Origin of the sequence: Erwinia typographi, assembly GCF_000773975.1 — a bacterium.
Classification (GTDB): Bacteria; Pseudomonadota; Gammaproteobacteria; order Enterobacterales; family Enterobacteriaceae; genus Erwinia; species Erwinia typographi.
This window is the reverse complement of sequence record NZ_JRUQ01000007.1, coordinates 82,773-100,198: the sequence shown is the minus strand read 5'-3', so window position 1 is coordinate 100,198 and position 17,426 is coordinate 82,773. Positions and strand designations below refer to the sequence as shown.

Below are 17,426 nucleotides of genomic sequence, written 5' to 3'. Positions count from 1 at the left end.
GGCTTCGATGTCAGCCGGAGAATGCGTATCCACGCCCGACATCCTGTTGGTTCTGTCTTCAGGCTGAATGACGGCCTCTTCTTCCGCTTCTGCTGGTCCTTTGCCTTTGTCCTTGCTTTTACCGGTCCCAAATAAAGAATCCATAAAATTATTGTACTTATCACCCACCAGCCTGTTCATCTCGGTGCCGGCGACGCCCTGTGCCGCATAGGAAAGTGCAGAGGGAAGTAAACCGATAGCCTGCTGAGCCGCAAAGCTTGCTGGGCCGCTTCCCATAGCGGAACGCATTGCCAGCATCGCCACATCAGTCGCCCCCAGACCGGCGGCAAGTGCCGCATCTTCAGCCCATTGCACCGGTGAAATGGTATTTTTTAAAATACCTACTGCGGTTTCTTTGGTCGGCAGGTTGCTAACCATTGCCTTTCCTCTGGCCAGAGTACCGCTGGTCATTTGCTTCGTCGCGGAGGTATCAAGAAGTGCCTGACAGCGATCTCGCCAGTCGGTGCGTCCAAGCAAAAATTCGGGGCCATGTAATTTATTGGCAAACCGGGTATTTTGGATAACGCCGCTTAGCGCCCCGGCACCGAGTGTCGCAGGGAGATTTTGCGCGATCCCTTGCTTATAGGAGAGGCTTTTATCCGCGCTGTGAAGCGCTGGCGCGACGACGAGATTGGTCACTACATTACGCGCATTAAAACCCATTCCCCCCATCATCGCGTGTTTTAGCTGATGTTCATGGGTATTACGATTGTCCATGATTCGCTGCATCGCTGGCTCGAGCGCATCCCGATCTGCCTCCATCCACTTGGTGTCCTTCAGGCCATTTTCAATGGGTTTTTGCAGTAAGGCTTTCATCGCGACAGCAACGCCGCCGCCAGATGCACCAGACAGAAATGCGCTTGCGTAAGCGCCGCCGGGCAGATTATGCGAGCTTAGCGCGGCCAGCATCAGCTTATTGACCGTATCTTTGGGGAACGCGGAGGAAGCGGCATAGCCAATGGCTCCCATGCCACCTTCAATAGAAGAGGTGATCCTGTCCAGCTTGTGGGCTTTGTTGATCATATCCTTCACGTCATCCAGCGACAGATGCATCTCGTTATGCAGTATCCCGGCGCGATTTGCGATCAGTCCTCTGATGCCGCCTTCTTCATCTCCTCCAGGAAACTGCTGTTGCAGATAATGAGTAATTCTGCCGATTTCCTCCTGTCTTGCTCTGTCTGCCGGGCTCTGGACAGTATTTGTTTCCGCAGCGCTGGTCCCGGGGGCATTATTGGTTCTGGCAAAACTGGCTAACTCAATATCATTATTGGTTACGGTGGAATGATTTTGATGCCCGGAATTTATAGAATGACTCATGACGCATACTCCACAAAGACGATAAACACAGACCATGCCCACCGTTTGAAAGGCGACATCGTCACAGTTAACCTTGCGGAGTGAGCTGGCCTTTTTTCCCAATCACGCAACGATAAGTTTTAGTGATGGCAAAGGGCGTCTGGTTTCAATAACGTAAGTTATTCTTATGGAAGTGTGATTCAGTTCAAACTTTATCGCAAATATAACCTGTGGTATAAAAACAGTAATTTACTGATTATTAAAAGAATACAAAAAAATGACTCATCCTGTGAATGCCGCTGATGCCTTCACATTATTAATGGTGCTGGAGTGAACAACAGCTCTTTGATGACATTCCACGAATGGCGAAGATGACCGCCCCTGGCCTGGCTCAATATACTCTCCGGTTGAGGTCAGGCCATAGCGGGCAGCCATTCCCCCTCAAATAAACTCCCAGCGAAAAGCATCATTCTCTCTGGTAATACGTCCGGCGGAGGAGTGGTCAAAGTGACTGGTAAAGACCGTGGCATTCTCTGCCGTGGCGAAATCCAGCAGCCAGCGGCGGGAGTCGGCTGCTAATGGACCGTTGCCGCAGAACATTGAGTTCCACTGTGGATGGGCTACCTGAATGGCGGAGTGCATCAAATCGCCACAGAAAATTACTTTATGTGACCCTGTCACAAAAACAATGCTCATATGGCCGGGACTGTGACCCGGAGTTGGGTAGAAGAAAATACCGGGCAGGTATTCCGTGAGTTCGGCTGGCAGCGTCACCAGCCTACGGGCGTCAATAATCGGCTGAATACTGTCATCATAAATGACCCTTCGCGCCGCGCCAGCCGGAGAGGTCAGGAAATCCACCTCGGCCTGCGGGCAAACCCAGACGGCATTGGGAAAGGTCGGAATCCAGCCGTCGCCGGTTGCCACCGTGTTCCAGCCGATATGATCGGTATGCAAATGCGTGTGCAGCACGTAGTCCACGTCGGCAGGATCGATGCCAGCGGCAGCCAGGTTCTCCATCCAGGGCGAGTTCAGGCGATGGAAAAGGGGGCTAAACGGGCGATCCTTGCCGTTACCGGTAGCCGTGTCGATCAGCATGATGCGATTGGGCGTTTCAACCAGCCAGCTATGCACGCTCATCGCAACTAAATCATCAGGCCTGGCGGAGTTGTCTTCATCCGAACCAGGAAACAGTTTCCCCTGCGGCAGGCTGAACATCTGTTCCCATATTTTGGTTACCTTCAAATTGCCGATTGTGAAAGAGCGTTGCTCAGTCATTCAGTGACTCCGTTGTGAGAAAGCCGCGTGGCCGTGGCAGGTATTGAGAATGTGACAGCATAAATGTGTCATGATTCCCGCAAAGCTTACAGAAAAATTGTTAACTTCTGATAAGGTGGCCTGCAACCGATTATTGCCAGCGGGCAGCGTGCGAAATAGCCGCTTGAGCAGGAAATCCAGCCAGACCCGCAGGTTTTTACCCTTTATCTTGTTTATCCTTCGCCAACGCTCTACCCTCAGTGGGCACCAACGATACGCGAATTTCGCGTCCCCCGTTCTGGCCTGGAGCCAACCTGATGAAAAGCGACAAAGAGATTTCGATCGACCAGTTCACCGAAGCGGAAAAAGAGCTGGTGGCGGCAAAGGTGAAAAGCCTGACGCAGAAGATGAGCCATGTGCCCAGCAAGAAAGAGGAAAAGGAGATCCTTAAAGAGGCCAAGCGGATGGTAATGAAGGACCGAGTGGTAAAAGAGACCACTAAGGCTGTGATTGCGAAGAAGCCGCGTAAGGCATCAGCCGCGAAAGAGAGTGAGGTAAAAGAGTACAGCTGGACAGCCTCGCTGAGTAAAAATCCGCGCGCGCTAAAAACGAAATAACTCCCTTCAGCGGCAGCGTCAGCAGGTTGCCAGACCTGAAAGTCTGGCGCTGTCAGCCTACAATAATCAAATGCACCAGCCGTGCCAGCACTTCAATAATTAACAGGCTTCCTGCCGTAATTAACGCCAGCGTGAGATAAAACTGTTTGCGGTTGTTCATAAGCGTACGAATTCCCGTTCTATGAATAGCCTATACTTTAGACCGTATTCCTTAAACGGACTGTCAATATTTTTGGTAAAAAAAGCTCAGGGTGGATCATGCTGTATCAATATCTTAGCGGTGAAAACTGGCGAAACATTTATATTGTGGGCGATCTTCATGGTTGCAGACAGCTATTGAATGAGCAACTGGTGGCGCTGGGCTTCGATACGCAAGAGGATTTGCTGATCTCAGTAGGGGATTTAATCGATCGCGGGCCGGACAGCCAGGCCTGCCTAGCGCTGCTGAATGAGCCGTGGTTTCGCTGCGTGCGGGGCAATCATGAAGAGATGGCGCTGAACGCGCTGGCAAGCGGATCGCACAAGCAATGGATGTTTAACGGGGGCGACTGGTTTTACGAGCTGGAAGGCGTGCCGATGATGGAAGCTAAGCACGCACTGAACCGCTGTCGCGATCTGCCGCTGATCCTGCACCTTCAGCTTGAGGATCGCATTATCGTTATTGCTCATGCCGATTATCCAGCTGCCCATTATGCCTGGGGAGCTGAGGTCGATGAAACTCAGATTGTCTGGAGTCGCAGCCGCATTGAGCGGCTGCAAAAAGGGAAGGGGCAAACTATCACTGGCGCTGATGCCTTCTATTTCGGCCATACGCCGCTGACGGAGCCACTGGTGGCCTACAACCAGTACTATATTGATACCGGCGCGGTTTACGGCAACCGGCTGACGCTGGTGAAGGTGCAATGACTCCGTCAGGAAGAGAACAGCTTACCGTCACGGACCAGCTCACGCGGGTAGCTGTTCTTGATCCGGCTGCCCACTTTCTTCGCAAGGCCAATCGGCTGTTGCTGGCAGGTGACAATCAGCTCATCGCCAGGCAGCGCCCGTTCTGGGTAAATATCTCGTCCGCGATACCACTCTCCGGCTTCCTCCAGCGTCAGCTCAACGCGGTTTTTTGCAGCAGGATTGGCCAGCGCGATAATCGCTTCATGCTGCCAGCGATAGCCTTTAGTGAAGGTCTCCGCCAGCTTCAAACCAATGCGCGAAAAGCGCACCCTGACTAACAGCGGTTCAATAGCTCGCGGAAAAAGCCAGATCTCTTTATCCCGTTCCCACAGGCTGTGAGTCTGGCTGTTCCAGACCAGCCCTGCTTTGGCTGCTGCCTCAGTGATATCCTGCTGCGCATTACGTTTAACCGGGAAGAAGGGGAATTTCCCCAAATTATAGTCAGGAACAGGCAGCGGGGACAGGCTTTGCCGCTTACGCAACCGCGCCACGAAGAAGCCTTCGCTGTCGAAAATCTGTGGGAAAACGTGCAGGAAACCTTCCGGGGTAATGGCCCGCTCTGCGCCGGGGAACAGGTCGCAGAGCGTCTCAATCTCCACCGCATCCGGATACCGCTGTTGCAACCAACTGATGACCTGCTGGTTTTCGCTCCGGTTGAGGGTGCAGGTGGAATAAATGAGCGTGCCGCCCGGCCTGAGCGCATGGAAGGCGCTTTCGATCAAATCATGCTGGGTCGCGGCGATCTCCTGCGTGCTTTCCACGCTCCAGTTGCGCAGCGCGTCGACGTCCTTGCGGATTACCCCTTCGCCGGAGCAGGGCGCATCGAGCAGGATGGCATCAAAGGCTTCCGGCAGCGCCGCACCGAACACCCGGCCGTCGAAATGAGTCATTGCCGTGTTGCTGATGCCGCAGCGGCTGAGATTGGCATGAAGCACCTTTACCCGGCTGGCAGAATATTCGTTGGCAAGGATTGCGCCCTGGTTGCCCATGCGGGCCGCTATCTGCGTCGTTTTGGAGCCGGGGGCGGCGGCAACGTCCATTACCGTCACCGGATCGGTACCGCCGGCAAACAGCGCGCTCACCGGCAGCATCGAGCTGGCTTCCTGAATGTAAAACAGGCCGGCAAGATGTTCGGCAGTGCTGCCGAGCGGCAGGGTGTCGGCATCTTCACGGGAGATCCAGAAACCTTCTTCGCACCACGGAATCGGCGTCAGCGCCCACTGATAAGGCGCAACCAGCGCCAGAAAGTCTGCCACGCTGATCTTCAGCGTATTGATGCGCAGGCTGCGGCGCAGCGGCTGCTGGCTGATAGCGATAAAATGGTCAAAGTCTGCCGCAGCGGGCAGCAGCTCGCGCATCTGAGTTAAGAAGAGTTCGGGAAAGTACACGCGTGAGGAAGAGGACACTGAAAAATTCCGCTGGAAAAAAGTGGGACGAGTTTACCACATCCCGCCAGCCGAAAAAAAACGGGCAGCGCCAGGCTGCCCGTTCCGGTTAGTTACCGGGGAGTGCGGTTCCCCACTTACGCCAGTCTTTCGGCTCTTCGTCCTCCAGCAGATAATGCTTGCCGGAAGTTGCCTGCGGCGCCAGCGGAATGGTTGGCGGCGTGGCAAAGGCGATCCCGCCCTGAATAAATTGCTGGAAGGTGCCAGTTTTCACTACGCCGCCGATCAGACCAAACTTCAGGTTATAGCCGGATGCCAGCCAGAACACCGAGTTATTGCGCACCAGGTGCTGGTATTTCTTGCTGATGCGCAGGGTGATCTGCACGCGGTCAGCCATCGCACCCAGCGAGGTACCGGTGACCGTACCCACTTCAATACCACGGAACAGTACCGGCGTACCGATGGTGACCGAGCCGCCCTCAGGCGCGTCCATCACCACGTTCAGCCCGTTCAGATAGCGAGCGTCGGTAATGGTCGACTCCTGGATCTCAAAGCTACGCTGAGCGCGTCCCTTGCCAGGGTCGACGTTGATGTACGGCGTCAGCAGCGTTTCCAGATGATTGACGCCCGCCGCCGAAATCTCCGGCGAGACGACCGAGAAGCGCGTACCAAGACGAGCGAAGTCCTGCACATATTCCGGGTAGAGCACGGCTTTGGCGATGACCTGGTTTCTGTCCGGGCTGAGCGCCAGATCTTCCAGCTGGCCGATGGTGATGCCCAGATAGCGAATCGGCATCCCGGCGGAAAGCTTGGTGGCGTCATAGGTATGCAGCGTTATCTGGCTACCGACGGCTCGGGCTGCCGTTTCAGAGTCATACAGCACGCGTTTGTCTCCGCTGGTCAGGCCCGCGCCAGCACCGGTCAGGTTATCAAAGCTGATCGCTCCCTTCAGCGCGCGGTTGAGCGGGGAAGCCTGAACCGTCAGCCCGCTGCCGTTCAGCTGGACGCGCGCGCCGCCCTCGGCCCAGAACACGCTATTTGCGGTCAGCAGCTTGCGATACTCCTGCCTGACGTGCACGCGGACATCGAACTCATCGGCCCTTGGAATAACGTCAACTATTTCGCCAACCTGGAACTTGCGATAGAGCACCACTGAACCGGCCTGCACATCCGGCAGGCTTTTGGCAGTCAGCGTGAGGGTAGTCGGCAACTGATTAGAGGTGATGCCTTCGGCCGCTTTTTCGGCATTGGCAAACAGCGGATAGCCTGATTTCACTTCGCCTTTGCTGCCGGGATCGAGCCGAATGCCGCCGTCAACCCACTCCCGCGCGCTGGCGCCCAGCACCTCCATACCGTCGAGGCCCAGCTTGACGTCGAGGCGGCTGTTGATGATGAATTTACTGTCGCCGTGAACCAGATGACGATAGTCAGGGGCGATAGCGATGGCAAAATTCACCCCCTGCTCACCAAGCGTGCGGCTGACAACCTGACCAATCTGCATACCGTGCAGCATCACCGGCTGACCAGCATCAATGCCGTAGCTCTCCGGGGCGGTAAGCTTCAGCTCAAGCGCGTTGGGCTGTTGCAGCAGCGACGCATTGCTCTCCAGCACCGTAAAGTGGTCCTGCGGATCGCCTTCACCCGGGATCAACTCCAGCGTGTTGCCGGTCAGCAGGCTGCTCAGGCTGGTATCACTGAGACTGATTTTCGGGCTGTGCATCTCTATGCGCGTGCCGGTGCGCATCAGGCCGGTAACGGAGGGATCGAGGGTTAGCTCGCCGGTCACTTTGCCGCTGGCCTGTAGCGTCAGACCGGTTAGCGTGCCGACTTCCAGCCCCTGATACATCAGCGGAGTGCTGTCGGCCTTGAGGTTTTTGCCGTTTGGCAGATCCAGCGTGATAATGACGCCGCGATGGCTGTGGGCCAGGTCAGGATAGAGGTCGAAATTATCCTCGGATTTTGCCTGCGTCGACTGTTCGGGTGAGTCAAAGGCTATCGCGCCATTTACCAGCGCAGCGAGGCTCTCCAACTGCACTTTGGCTCCGCTCAGCCCGACATCGGCCTTCACGCCGGAGACATTCCAGAAACGGCTGTCCTTTTTCACCAGGTTGGTAAAACGACGTTCGATCAGCACATCAACCGTTACGCCCTTGTTGCCAGGATTGATGCTGTAGTCGTAGACGCGGCCCACCGGAATTTTACGGTAATAGACCAGCGAGCCGGTATTCAGTGACCCCAGGTCCGGCGTATGCAGATGAATCAGCATTTCGCCGGTATTCACGCGATATTTCGGCTGGGTGTCCAGCGCGACAAAATTCTCCTTCGGCTGGCCTGTTCCCGGCATCATGCCAATATAGTTGCCGCCAACCAGCGCATCCAGACCGGAGACGCCCGCCAGCGAGGCCTTCGGCGTCACCAGCCAGAACTGCGTCTGGTCGCGCAGGGCATCCTTCATGTCGCTTTTAATGCTGGCTTTGATTTTTATGGTACGCAAATCATCGGTCATGCTGATGCCCTGCACCAGGCCAACTTCCACCCCCTGATAGCGAATGGGTGTTCTGCCCGGCACGATGCCGTCCGCCGTCGCGAAATCAATGGTGATAGTCGTGCCGCGCTCCTGGTAGTTGGTCCAGATGAGCCAGCCCGCAATCAGCAGCGCAATAAATGGCAGCAGCCAGAAGGGCGAAATCTTTCGCCGGTTTTTGATGCGCGCGTTAGTCGGTGTAGTCGGCGTTTCCTGTTGCATGTGCATCCCAAAGTAAACGGCTATCCAGCCACTCAACGGCAAGGATAGTGAGTATGACCGCCGAGCCGAAATAGAAGGCTGCCGGTCCCATGGTAAAAGCAAGAAGCTGATCGCGATTGACCAGCGACATGGTTAACGAGATAACGAACAGGTCCAGCATAGACCAGCGTCCTACCCAGGTAACTACCCTCAGTAAACGGACGCGGGTTTTCAGGCCCTGCTCACATTTAAAATGAATGCTGAGCAGTAGCGTCAGCAACACGATGACTTTAGTAAATGGCACCAGAATACTGGCGACAAACACCACAACCGCAACCGGAATATTGCCGGAAGCCAGCGACATGATCCCGGAAAGGATAGTGTCCTGCTGCTTTGCGCCGTTGAGGTAAATAATAGAAATGGGCAGCAGGTTGGCTGGGATCAGCAGCACTATTGAAGCAATCAGCGCCGCCCAGGACTTTTGCAGGCTGAAATGACGGCGTAAATACAACGGCGTGTGGCAGCGTGGGCAGCGGCCGCGTTCGTCGGGCACCCCGGTATGATGGCAGCTCAGGCAAACCCGTAGCGTCTCGCGGACAACATTCGGCTGGGGCTGAGGGTAGAAGCGGTGCCACAGCTGCTCTACGTTGAGGTGAATCAGCGTTACCAGGCTAAGTATCGCCAGCGAGATAAACGCAATCAGCCCCGGCCCTGGCGTAATATCGGCATAGTCCTGCACCTTGATTGAGGCCACCGCAATACCCACCAGATAGATATCCAGCATCACCCACTCTTTCAGGCGATCGAGCATCAGCAGCACCGGCCGCAGGTTCATCCCCAGCCTGTTGCCGAAATAGAGGTAGGCAATCGAGCCGACCAGCGTGGCGGGCGCGCCGATGGTGCAAAAGGCCACCATTGAGGCGGTAATGACGTCGCCCTGCTGCGCCATCTGCGTAATTCCCTCCAGCAGGCTGGCGCGGATATTGGTTCCCAGCAGGCGAACGGTCATCAGCGATTCACTGTAGGCGAAAGGCATCAGCACCAGCATGGTGATGGCCATCGCGCACAGCCGGGTCATCGACCAGTCACGGCCGTTCATAATAAGAGCATTGCAGCGCGGGCAGTGCGCAGACTGGTTCGATTTCACATCTGGTAAGGAAAAAAGGGTATCGCATTGGGGGCAACGCTGATAACGTGCCTGAGGCAGAGCATGACTAATGGCGTGTATTTTCATAATCCTGATGTTCTCAGGCCCAGGCAGCGCAGGTGCCGGGCGGGGGTTAAGTTTTTCGCCATTAAAGTGGTAATGACACGTCAGGGTCATGCTGAAGACTTCAGACAGACTAAGGGTATATTAACTAACGGAATGATTCACCTTGTCCGTCCTGGTATTTAATGCTTTCTTTAGAAAGGGGTCATCATGGGCCCCATGGCACGTTTCCACAATGGTTAAAAAATGACAAAAGCAGAGTTTTATTTGGACCTGAACCGTGATTTGCGCGCGCTTCTCGCGGGTGAAACCAGTTTTCTGGCGGTGATGGGCAATTGCAGCGCGTTGTTATACGAACGTCTTTCCGGCGTGAACTGGGCAGGTTTCTATCTGTTAACCGAAGCCGATACGCTGGTGCTGGGACCATTTCAGGGCAAAATCGCCTGCGTGCGCATTCCGGTTGGTCGCGGCGTTTGCGGCACGGCGGTGGCCGAAAGCCAGGTGCAGCGTGTGAATGACGTGCATGCTTTCCCGGGGCATATCGCCTGCGATGCGGCGAGCAACGCTGAAATTGTGCTGCCGCTGGTGGTGAACGGCCAGACAATTGGCGTGCTGGATATCGATAGCGTGGAATATAACCGCTTCGACAGTGAAGACGAAGCGGGGCTTAAAACCCTCACTGACGGGCTGTGTGAGGTGCTTGCCGGGTCTGATGTGGAAAAATTTATTCACATGAAACGCAGCTAAAGCGCTGGATCACGTAGCAATTGCCGATGGGGTCATTATAATGACGCCTGTTCATGCCTGCGGCTTGTTGGCTACCCGTTGTAATCAGGAAATTTCATGGAAAATCAACCCAAGTTGAATAGCAGTAAAGAAGTCATCGCCTTTCTGGCAGAGCGTTTCCCACAATGCTTTAGCGCCGAAGGCGAAGCAAGACCACTTAAGATCGGCATCTTCCAGGATTTAGTTGACCGAGTGCAGGGCGAAATGAGCCTGAGTAAAACTCAGCTGCGCTCCGCACTGCGTCTGTATACCTCCAGCTGGCGTTACCTGTACGGTATCAAAGCGGGTGCTATTCGCGTTGATCTGGATGGTAATGCCTGCGGCGTCCTCGACGAGCAGCATGTTGAACATGCGCGTAAGCAGCTTGAAGAAGCAAAGGCGCGCGTTCAGGCGCAGCGCGAGCAGCAGCAGGCGAAAAAACGCGAAGCCAGCGGCGAAGAGAGCGCGCCGCGTCGTCCTCGCAAACCCACCCGTAAACCTGCTGTTGAAGGTGAGCAGCCGCGTCAGGCTCGCAGCAAACCGCAGCGAAGCGCGGAGCGCGCACCGTCCGCAGAGCGTCAGCCAGCACCGACTAAACCCGTTACCGATACTGCAGCGCTGCAGGTCGGTCAGAATATCAAAGTCACCGCAGGCAAAAGTGCAATGGATGCCACCATTCTTGAAATTACCAAAGATGGCGTCCGGGTACAGCTGGCGTCCGGCCTGGCAATGATAGTACGCGCAGAACACTTGCAGTTCTGATACGGAGGCCAATCAGGGCATGAACAATTTTTTCAGAACTACCGCGATCGCAGGACTGCTGCTGGCAGGGAACGTTTTTGCCGCCGACAACATTACGCGCGCCGATCAAATTCCTCAGCTGCATCAGGAAGCCCAGCACGCGACGGTGAGTGAACGTGTTACCTCACGTTTTACCCGCTCGCACTATCGCCAGTTCGATCTGAACCAGGATTTTTCGGTGAAGATATTCGAACGCTATCTGAATCTGCTGGATTACAGCCATAATCTGCTGCTGATCTCGGATATCGATCAATACGCCAGCAAAAAAACCACGCTAAGCGATGAATTAAAGTCCGGCAAGCTGGATGTGTTTTACGCTTTATATAACCTGGCGCAGCAGCGTAGGTTTGAGCGCTATCAGTACGCGCTGTCGGTGCTGAATAAGCCAATGAATTTCACCGGTAACGATACGATTGATATCGACCGCAGCAAGTCACCTTGGCCGAAAACCACCGCAGAGCTGAATCAGCTGTGGGACGCCAAGGTCAAATATGATGAGCTGAGCCTGAAGCTGACCGGTAAAGACGACAAAGAGATCCGGGAAGTCCTGACTAAACGCTACCAGTTTGCCATTCGCCGTCTGGCGCAGAGCAACAGCGAAGACGTTTTCCAACTGGCGATGACCGCGTTCGCGCATGAAATCGATCCGCACACCAACTACCTCTCTCCGCGTAACACCGAGCAGTTTAATACCGAAATGAGCCTGTCTCTGGAAGGTATTGGCGCCGTGTTGCAGATGGACGATGACTATACGGTGATTAACTCAATGGTGGCCGGCGGCCCGGCGGCGAAGAGTAAATCCATTACCGTTGGCGATCGTATCGTTGGCGTGGGCCAGCCGGGCAAACCGATGGTCGACGTGATCGGCTGGCGTCTTGATGACGTGGTAGCGCAGATCAAAGGGCCGAAGGGCAGTAAAGTTCGCCTGGAAGTGCTGCCTGCCGGGAAGGGCACCAAAACCCGCATTATCTCCCTGACGCGTGAGAAGATCCGCCTGGAAGATCGCGCGGTGCAAATGTCCGTGCACAACGTTGGCAGCAAGAAAGTTGGTGTGCTGGATATTCCCGGTTTCTACGTTGGCCTGACGGACGACGTAAAGGTGCAGCTGCAGAAACTGCAAAAGCAGAACGTTGACAGCGTAGTGATTGACCTGCGAACCAACGGCGGCGGCGCGCTGACCGAAGCGGTTTCGCTATCCGGTCTGTTTATTCCCAGCGGCCCGGTTGTTCAGGTGCGGGATAACAACGGCAAGGTTCGTGAAGACAGCGACAACGACGGCATCGTTTATTATAAAGGGCCTCTGGTGGTGCTGGTTGACCGTTTCAGCGCCTCGGCGTCTGAAATCTTTGCCGCAGCGATGCAGGACTATGGTCGTGCGCTGATCGTCGGTGAACCTACTTTCGGTAAAGGCACCGTCCAGCAGTACCGCTCGCTGAACCGCATTTACGATCAGATGCTGCGCCCTGAATGGCCTGCGCTGGGCTCTGTCCAGTACACCATTCAGAAATTCTATCGCATCAATGGCGGCAGCACCCAGCGTAAAGGCGTGACGCCAGATCTGCTGATGCCGACCGGCGTGGAAGCGGTAGAGACTGGCGAGAAGTTTGAAGATAATGCGCTGCCCTGGGACAGCGTCAACGCCGCGAGCTACACCAGGTCGGGCGATTTAGCTCCGCTGGAGCCGCAGTTGATTAAAGAACACCAGGACCGCATTGCCAAAGATCGCGAGTTCCAGTACATCATCAAAGATATCGCGCGCTTTAACGCCCAGAAGGACAAGCGCAATATCATTTCTCTTAACCTCGCCGAGCGGGAGAAAGAGAATCATGAAGATGATGCGCTGCGTCTGGAGCGGATTAACGCTCGTCTGCAGCAGGAAGGCAAAAAGCCGCTGGCTAAGCTGGACGACCTGCCGAAAGACTATAAGGAACCGGATCCTTATCTGGATGAAACGGTCAATATTGCTAACGACCTGGCGCAGCTTGAAAAAGCGCAGACGCCGGCGGCCGCAGCAAAATAATCGGGGAGGGCACAGCACAGTCTGTGCCCTTTTATTATCCCGCTTTTACCTCTCCCGTTCCCGGCCTTACCGCTTTTTTCTCTACGACCCTGGCCCTGCGACTCAACGCCTGAGTTGGGGATGCGTCAAAATGTAAAGTTATGTCTTTTTAGGCACTTAAAGGTTAAGAGTGCTTGAAATGTTTTCCTGTGCCCATAGGATAGTTATCCGCTACAGGCGAATTTTGTTAACTGAGGATGAAGAAATTTTATGATGCGTATTGCGCTTTTCCTGCTGACCAACCTGGGAGTGATGTTGGTCTTCGGGCTGATTCTCAGCCTGACAGGGATCCAGTCAAGCAGTGTACAGGGCCTGATGATTATGGCGGGTCTGTTTGGCTTCGGCGGTGCGTTTGTTTCACTGCTGATGTCAAAGTGGATGGCGCTGCGCTCCGTCGGCGGTGAGGTGATTGAACAGCCTCGAAACGAAACCGAGCGGTGGCTGATGCAGACCATTATCCAGCAGTCCCAGCAGGCGGGTATCAAGACGCCGCAGGTGGCCATCTACCACGCGCCGGACATTAACGCCTTTGCAACCGGCGCACGCCGCGACGCGTCGCTGGTGGCGGTTTCGACCGGTCTGTTGCAGAACATGAGCCGTGACGAAGCTGAAGCGGTGCTGGCCCATGAAATCAGCCATATTGCTAACGGTGACATGGTCACCATGACCCTGATTCAGGGGGTTGTGAACACCTTTGTGATCTTTATCTCGCGCATTCTGGCGCAGATAGCCGCTGGCTTCCTGTCTGGCAACAGGGATGAGGGTGAAGGCAACAACGGCAACCCGCTGGTCTATTTCGCGGTGTCGATGGTGCTGGAGCTGGTATTTGGCATCGTGGCGAGCATTATCACTATGTGGTTCTCCCGTCATCGCGAGTTTCATGCGGATGCGGGATCGGCCAGGCTGGTTGGGCGCGAGAAAATGATCGCCGCTCTGCAACGTCTGAAAACCAGCTATGAACCGCAGGAGGCCAGCACCATGATGGCTTTCTGTATTAACGGCAAATCAAAGTCGCTGAGCGAACTGTTCATGTCTCACCCGCCGTTAGATAAGCGCATTGAAGCGCTGCGCAGCGGGCAGTATCTGAAATAACGCTGGGCTGATAAAAGCAAAACCGGGCAGACGCCCGGTTTTTTTATGCCTGACGTTTGTTCAGGCTGCCGCTTTGGGCTGAGTAATGCGCAGGGCGCTGACCACGGCCGCGAGCGTGGAGAAACTACCGGCCAGCAGCAGCGAAGCGTGGGTGCCGTGCTCGCCGAACAGGTTGAACATCAGGGCGACCAGCGCCGCGCCGCTGGACTGCCCCAACAGGCGTGAGGTACCGAGCATCCCGCTGGCCCCGCCGCTGCGATGGCGTGGGGCTGAAGAGATGATGGTATGGTTATTCGGCGACTGGAACAGGCCAAAACCCGCGCCGCAAAGCGCCATGCGCCAGATGATATTCAGGTCGGTAGGTGAGTCAGGCAGCAGCGCGAGGGAGTAGAGGCCGGTGGCGAACATTGCCAGACCTATCGCGCCCAGCAGCCCGGAGTGGTAGCGTTCAATCAGTCGCCCGGCAATCGGGGCCATAACCATCGTTGCCAGCGGCCACGGCGTCAGCAGCAGGCCAGTTGCCACTTCGCCACGGTGCAGCACCGTTTGCAGGAAGAAGGGCAGCGAGACCATCGCCAGCATCTGTGCGCAGAAAGAGCAGACGGATGTGCCCAGCGAGAGAGAGAAAATGGGGATGCGTAGCAGGTCAACGGGCAGCAGCGGGACAGGCATCTTCAGCTGGCGGCGGATAAACAGGAAACCAACAATCACCAGCGCGACCAGCTCGGCCAGCACCAGCTTGCCGCTTTGTCCCTGAGAGAAACCGCTTAGCGCGGAGATCATCAGGCCGAAGGTTAGCGCGTTCATGATGGCGCTGGGGATGTCGAAGCGCTGCTCCTGCGTCTTCTGCGTATTATCCGGTAAGAAGCGCAAAGCCAGATAAAGTGCGGCCAGGCAAACCGGAACGTTAATCAGAAACAGCCATTTCCACGAGGCTACCGACAGTACCGCCGCGGCGACGGTCGGCCCAGCCGCCGTGGAAACGGCGACAATCAGCGAGTTAATGCCCATGCCGCGACCGAGAAAGCGCTGCGGGTAGATGATCCTGATCAGCGCGGTATTGACGCTCATCAGGGCTGCGCCGCCAAAGCCTTGCAGCACGCGGGCAAAAGTCAGCATTTCCAGCGAGGTCGACAGGGCGCACAACAGCGACGTACAGGCAAAGAGGACCAGGCCAGCCTGATAGATGCGGCGATAGCCGAGAATATCGCCGAGGAATGACAGCGACAGCAGCGAAACGATAATCGCCAGCTGATAGGCGTTCACTATCCAGATCGACTCTGCCGGGCTGGCATGCAGCTCTCTGGCGATGGTCGGCAGGGCAACATTGGCGATAGCGCCGTCAAGGACGGCAACGGTAATGCCAAGCGCAATGGCGAGAATGGCGCCGTAACGCTGTGGGACGGGTAATCCGTCTGATTGAGATGTTTGTGGCATAGACCAAAGTAGTCAGGAGAGTGAATATCATTATGCTAATGATTTTTCGCAAACTATTCCAGGTGGTTAGGCAGCGAAAACTATCAGCAGATATGTCAGGGCGAAATTTCCGCCGATCGTTGCGCCGTTGCGCCTGCAATACGTATACTAGAAATACTGTTCCATTTTTTATAAAACAATAAAAAGGTCCTGTCATGGCGAATGGCGAAGTGGATAAACAGCCGGATTCGGTCTCTTCGGTGCTGAAGGTATTTGGCATCCTGCAGGCGCTTGGTGAAGAGCGCGAACACGGTATCACCGAGCTGTCACAGCGCGTGATGATGTCAAAAAGCACCGTATACCGGTTTTTGCAGACGATGAAAACCCTGGGCTATGTCGATCAGGAAGGCGATTCGGAAAAATACACGCTGACGCTAAAGCTGTTTGAGCTGGGTGCTAAAGCCCTGCAAAACGTTGACCTGATCCGCAGTGCCGACATTCAAATGCGGGAAATCTCTCGCCAGACCAAAGAGACGATTCACCTTGGCGCGCTGGAAGAGGACAGCATCGTTTACATTCACAAAGTGGACTCGCTCTATAATTTGCGTATGTATTCGCGGATAGGGCGACGCAATCCGCTTTACAGTACCGCTATCGGCAAAGTATTGCTGGCCTGGCGCGATGTTGCGGAGGTCAAAGAGATTATGGCCGAAGTGTCGTATTGTCGCAGCACGCCGAGAACCGTCGGCAGCACGGAAGAGCTATTGCCGGTGCTGGACAAGGTCAGGGCTCAGGGGTACGGCGAAGATAATGAGGAGCAGGAAGAAGGGCTGCGCTGTATCGCGGTGCCGGTATTTGACCGCTTTGGCGTGGTTATCGCCGGGTTAAGTCTTTCGTTCCCGACGATTCGTTTTTCTGAGGAAGAGAAAAGTCACTATGTATCGCTGCTGCACCATGCGGCGAAAATTATTTCCGAACAGATGGGTTATCATAGCTACCCGTTTTAAGACCCAGGGCCAGAATTTCTCTGGCCCTGGCTGACTCAGTTGTCGACCACTTCAGTACTTTTCTTCAGCAGCGGGCAGTCGGTCACGCCGACAACCCCGCTGTCAGTATGCAGATACTGGGCGGTCACCATGCCTCGAGCCGTCATGTACTGGCACTGCAAGCCCAGTCCAGCCACGTTTTTCGAGCTTCCTGCCAGCACCCCATATCCGGTCACCAGCAGCGCAAGCCAGATGATCACCAGTAGCCCAATAATGCGAACTAAAAATCTCATGTATTCCCCTTATCGTTTATCAGACAGCAATCCTGGCGTTTCCACTTCGCTGCCAGCGCTAATCATAGCAGCAAGATGTGATGGTGTACGCATTTAGCCTTGAGGATACACAACGTCGGGAGATTCGCCTGCGCGAAGGTTCTTAAATTTATGTGAGCTGGCTATCAATTCGCGTCCGACCTGGTAGAATCCTGTGAGGTCTGCAGCAGTCAGTATTGCAGTGAACGTCGGCACTTTTGAGGCATTTATGAACGAGATAGCAAATGGCGCGATGGGCTTTGCGTCAATGGGATTTACGGTAGCGCTGGTGATTGCTGGCTTGATAGCCTGGTTCTTTGTCAATCGCGCCAGCGTAAAGGCCAGTCAGCAGGTGCAGCTACTGGAGGCTCTGCTGGAAGAACAAAAGCGGCAAAATGCGCTATTGCGTCGCCTGACGGACTCGGTAGCAGGCAAAGAAAAAGCTGACGCCAGTGAACCGGAGAATAAAGATTTCACCCACCTGATCCCGGAACGTTAATTTCTCACTCAAGGATGTTTGGC

The 17,426-nt window shown here is 55.2% G+C and carries 14 protein-coding genes and 1 pseudogene; 8 read left to right on the top strand and 7 right to left on the bottom strand.

Annotation, left to right across the window (positions count from 1 at the left end; genetic code table 11):
* Both NG99_RS02345 and NG99_RS02340 read right to left on the bottom strand, forming a co-directional pair.
* Positions 1 to 1,356: pseudogene (locus NG99_RS02345) on the bottom strand (hypothetical protein); the annotation flags it as partial.
* 420 nt (positions 1,357 to 1,776) lie between these two features.
* Positions 1,777 to 2,613 (bottom strand): MBL fold metallo-hydrolase, encoded by an 837-nt coding sequence (locus NG99_RS02340; protein ID WP_034888010.1) that lies wholly within the window; start codon positions 2,611 to 2,613, stop codon positions 1,777 to 1,779.
* Positions 2,614 to 2,909: 296 nt separating this feature from the next.
* On the opposite strand from NG99_RS02340, the gene NG99_RS02335 reads away from it, so the two are divergent.
* Both NG99_RS02335 and NG99_RS02330 read left to right on the top strand, forming a co-directional pair.
* On the top strand, positions 2,910 to 3,209 hold the full coding sequence (locus tag NG99_RS02335; protein ID WP_034888008.1) for a hypothetical protein: 300 nt from the start codon (positions 2,910 to 2,912) through the stop codon (positions 3,207 to 3,209).
* Positions 3,210 to 3,467: 258 nt separating this feature from the next.
* A complete protein-coding gene (locus tag NG99_RS02330; RefSeq protein ID WP_034888005.1) occupies positions 3,468 to 4,115 on the top strand; it encodes a metallophosphoesterase in 648 nt (215 codons plus the stop codon).
* Between the two features lie 5 nt (positions 4,116 to 4,120).
* Here NG99_RS02330 and rsmF read toward each other — a convergent pair whose 3' ends face one another.
* From rsmF to yebS, 3 genes are all read right to left on the bottom strand, one after another.
* Positions 4,121 to 5,560, bottom strand: coding sequence for a 16S rRNA (cytosine(1407)-C(5))-methyltransferase RsmF (rsmF, locus tag NG99_RS02325; protein ID WP_072017509.1), 1,440 nt, complete (start codon positions 5,558 to 5,560; stop codon positions 4,121 to 4,123).
* A gap of 88 nt (positions 5,561 to 5,648) precedes the next feature.
* Complete coding sequence (locus NG99_RS02320) at positions 5,649 to 8,285, bottom strand: PqiB family protein (protein WP_034888000.1); 2,637 nt, start codon at positions 8,283 to 8,285, stop codon at positions 5,649 to 5,651.
* On the bottom strand, positions 8,254 to 9,498 hold the full coding sequence (gene yebS / locus NG99_RS02315) for a membrane integrity lipid transport subunit YebS (protein WP_034888024.1): 1,245 nt from the start codon (positions 9,496 to 9,498) through the stop codon (positions 8,254 to 8,256). Before yebS ends, NG99_RS02320 begins: the two co-directional genes overlap by 32 nt.
* Positions 9,499 to 9,720: 222 nt before the next feature.
* Between yebS and NG99_RS02310 the strand changes: the two genes are divergently transcribed.
* The 4 genes from NG99_RS02310 (at position 9,721) to htpX (ending at position 14,191) form a co-directional block, all read left to right on the top strand.
* Positions 9,721 to 10,221, top strand: coding sequence for a GAF domain-containing protein (locus NG99_RS02310; RefSeq protein WP_034887998.1), 501 nt, complete (start codon positions 9,721 to 9,723; stop codon positions 10,219 to 10,221).
* A 96-nt stretch (positions 10,222 to 10,317) separates the two neighbouring features.
* Positions 10,318 to 11,001 carry an RNA chaperone ProQ gene (proQ, locus tag NG99_RS02305; protein WP_034887997.1) on the top strand — a complete coding sequence of 228 codons (684 nt, stop codon included), beginning with the start codon at positions 10,318 to 10,320 and terminating at the stop codon, positions 10,999 to 11,001.
* Between the two features lie 19 nt (positions 11,002 to 11,020).
* On the top strand, positions 11,021 to 13,060 hold the full coding sequence (gene prc / locus NG99_RS02300; RefSeq protein ID WP_034887994.1) for a carboxy terminal-processing peptidase: 2,040 nt from the start codon (positions 11,021 to 11,023) through the stop codon (positions 13,058 to 13,060).
* A gap of 249 nt (positions 13,061 to 13,309) precedes the next feature.
* Complete coding sequence (htpX, locus tag NG99_RS02295) at positions 13,310 to 14,191, top strand: protease HtpX (protein ID WP_034887991.1); 882 nt, start codon at positions 13,310 to 13,312, stop codon at positions 14,189 to 14,191.
* Between the two features lie 60 nt (positions 14,192 to 14,251).
* Here the strand turns inward: htpX and NG99_RS02290 are convergent, their stop codons facing one another.
* Complete coding sequence (locus NG99_RS02290) at positions 14,252 to 15,628, bottom strand: MFS transporter (RefSeq protein ID WP_034887989.1); 1,377 nt, start codon at positions 15,626 to 15,628, stop codon at positions 14,252 to 14,254.
* Between the two features lie 194 nt (positions 15,629 to 15,822).
* Here NG99_RS02290 and kdgR point away from each other — a divergent pair, with 194 nt between their 5' ends.
* The gene (kdgR, locus tag NG99_RS02285) at positions 15,823 to 16,614 is read left to right on the top strand and encodes a DNA-binding transcriptional regulator KdgR (RefSeq protein ID WP_034887987.1); all 792 of its coding nucleotides are present in this window, start codon (positions 15,823 to 15,825) and stop codon (positions 16,612 to 16,614) included.
* Positions 16,615 to 16,649: 35 nt separating this feature from the next.
* Here kdgR and NG99_RS02280 read toward each other — a convergent pair whose 3' ends face one another.
* Positions 16,650 to 16,886: a YobH family protein gene (locus tag NG99_RS02280; protein ID WP_034887984.1), complete on the bottom strand. Its 237-nt coding sequence runs from the start codon at positions 16,884 to 16,886 to the stop codon at positions 16,650 to 16,652.
* A gap of 247 nt (positions 16,887 to 17,133) precedes the next feature.
* Here NG99_RS02280 and NG99_RS02275 point away from each other — a divergent pair, with 247 nt between their 5' ends.
* On the top strand, positions 17,134 to 17,403 hold the full coding sequence (locus NG99_RS02275) for a YebO family protein (protein WP_034888022.1): 270 nt from the start codon (positions 17,134 to 17,136) through the stop codon (positions 17,401 to 17,403).
* The last annotated feature ends 23 nt before the right edge of the window (positions 17,404 to 17,426 follow it).

Coding starts and splice junctions, on each gene's coding strand:
- NG99_RS02340 (WP_034888010.1), bottom strand. CDS start 2,613: ATGACTGAGCAACGCTCTTTCACAATCGGCAATTTGAAGGTAACCAAA.
- NG99_RS02335 (WP_034888008.1), top strand. CDS start 2,910: ATGAAAAGCGACAAAGAGATTTCGATCGACCAGTTCACCGAAGCGGAA.
- NG99_RS02330 (WP_034888005.1), top strand. CDS start 3,468: ATGCTGTATCAATATCTTAGCGGTGAAAACTGGCGAAACATTTATATT.
- NG99_RS02320 (WP_034888000.1), bottom strand. CDS start 8,285: ATGCAACAGGAAACGCCGACTACACCGACTAACGCGCGCATCAAAAAC.
- yebS (WP_034888024.1), bottom strand. CDS start 9,498: ATGAAAATACACGCCATTAGTCATGCTCTGCCTCAGGCACGTTATCAG.
- NG99_RS02310 (WP_034887998.1), top strand. CDS start 9,721: ATGACAAAAGCAGAGTTTTATTTGGACCTGAACCGTGATTTGCGCGCG.
- proQ (WP_034887997.1), top strand. CDS start 10,318: ATGGAAAATCAACCCAAGTTGAATAGCAGTAAAGAAGTCATCGCCTTT.
- prc (WP_034887994.1), top strand. CDS start 11,021: ATGAACAATTTTTTCAGAACTACCGCGATCGCAGGACTGCTGCTGGCA.
- htpX (WP_034887991.1), top strand. CDS start 13,310: ATGATGCGTATTGCGCTTTTCCTGCTGACCAACCTGGGAGTGATGTTG.
- NG99_RS02290 (WP_034887989.1), bottom strand. CDS start 15,628: ATGCCACAAACATCTCAATCAGACGGATTACCCGTCCCACAGCGTTAC.
- kdgR (WP_034887987.1), top strand. CDS start 15,823: ATGGCGAATGGCGAAGTGGATAAACAGCCGGATTCGGTCTCTTCGGTG.
- NG99_RS02280 (WP_034887984.1), bottom strand. CDS start 16,886: ATGAGATTTTTAGTTCGCATTATTGGGCTACTGGTGATCATCTGGCTT.
- NG99_RS02275 (WP_034888022.1), top strand. CDS start 17,134: ATGAACGAGATAGCAAATGGCGCGATGGGCTTTGCGTCAATGGGATTT.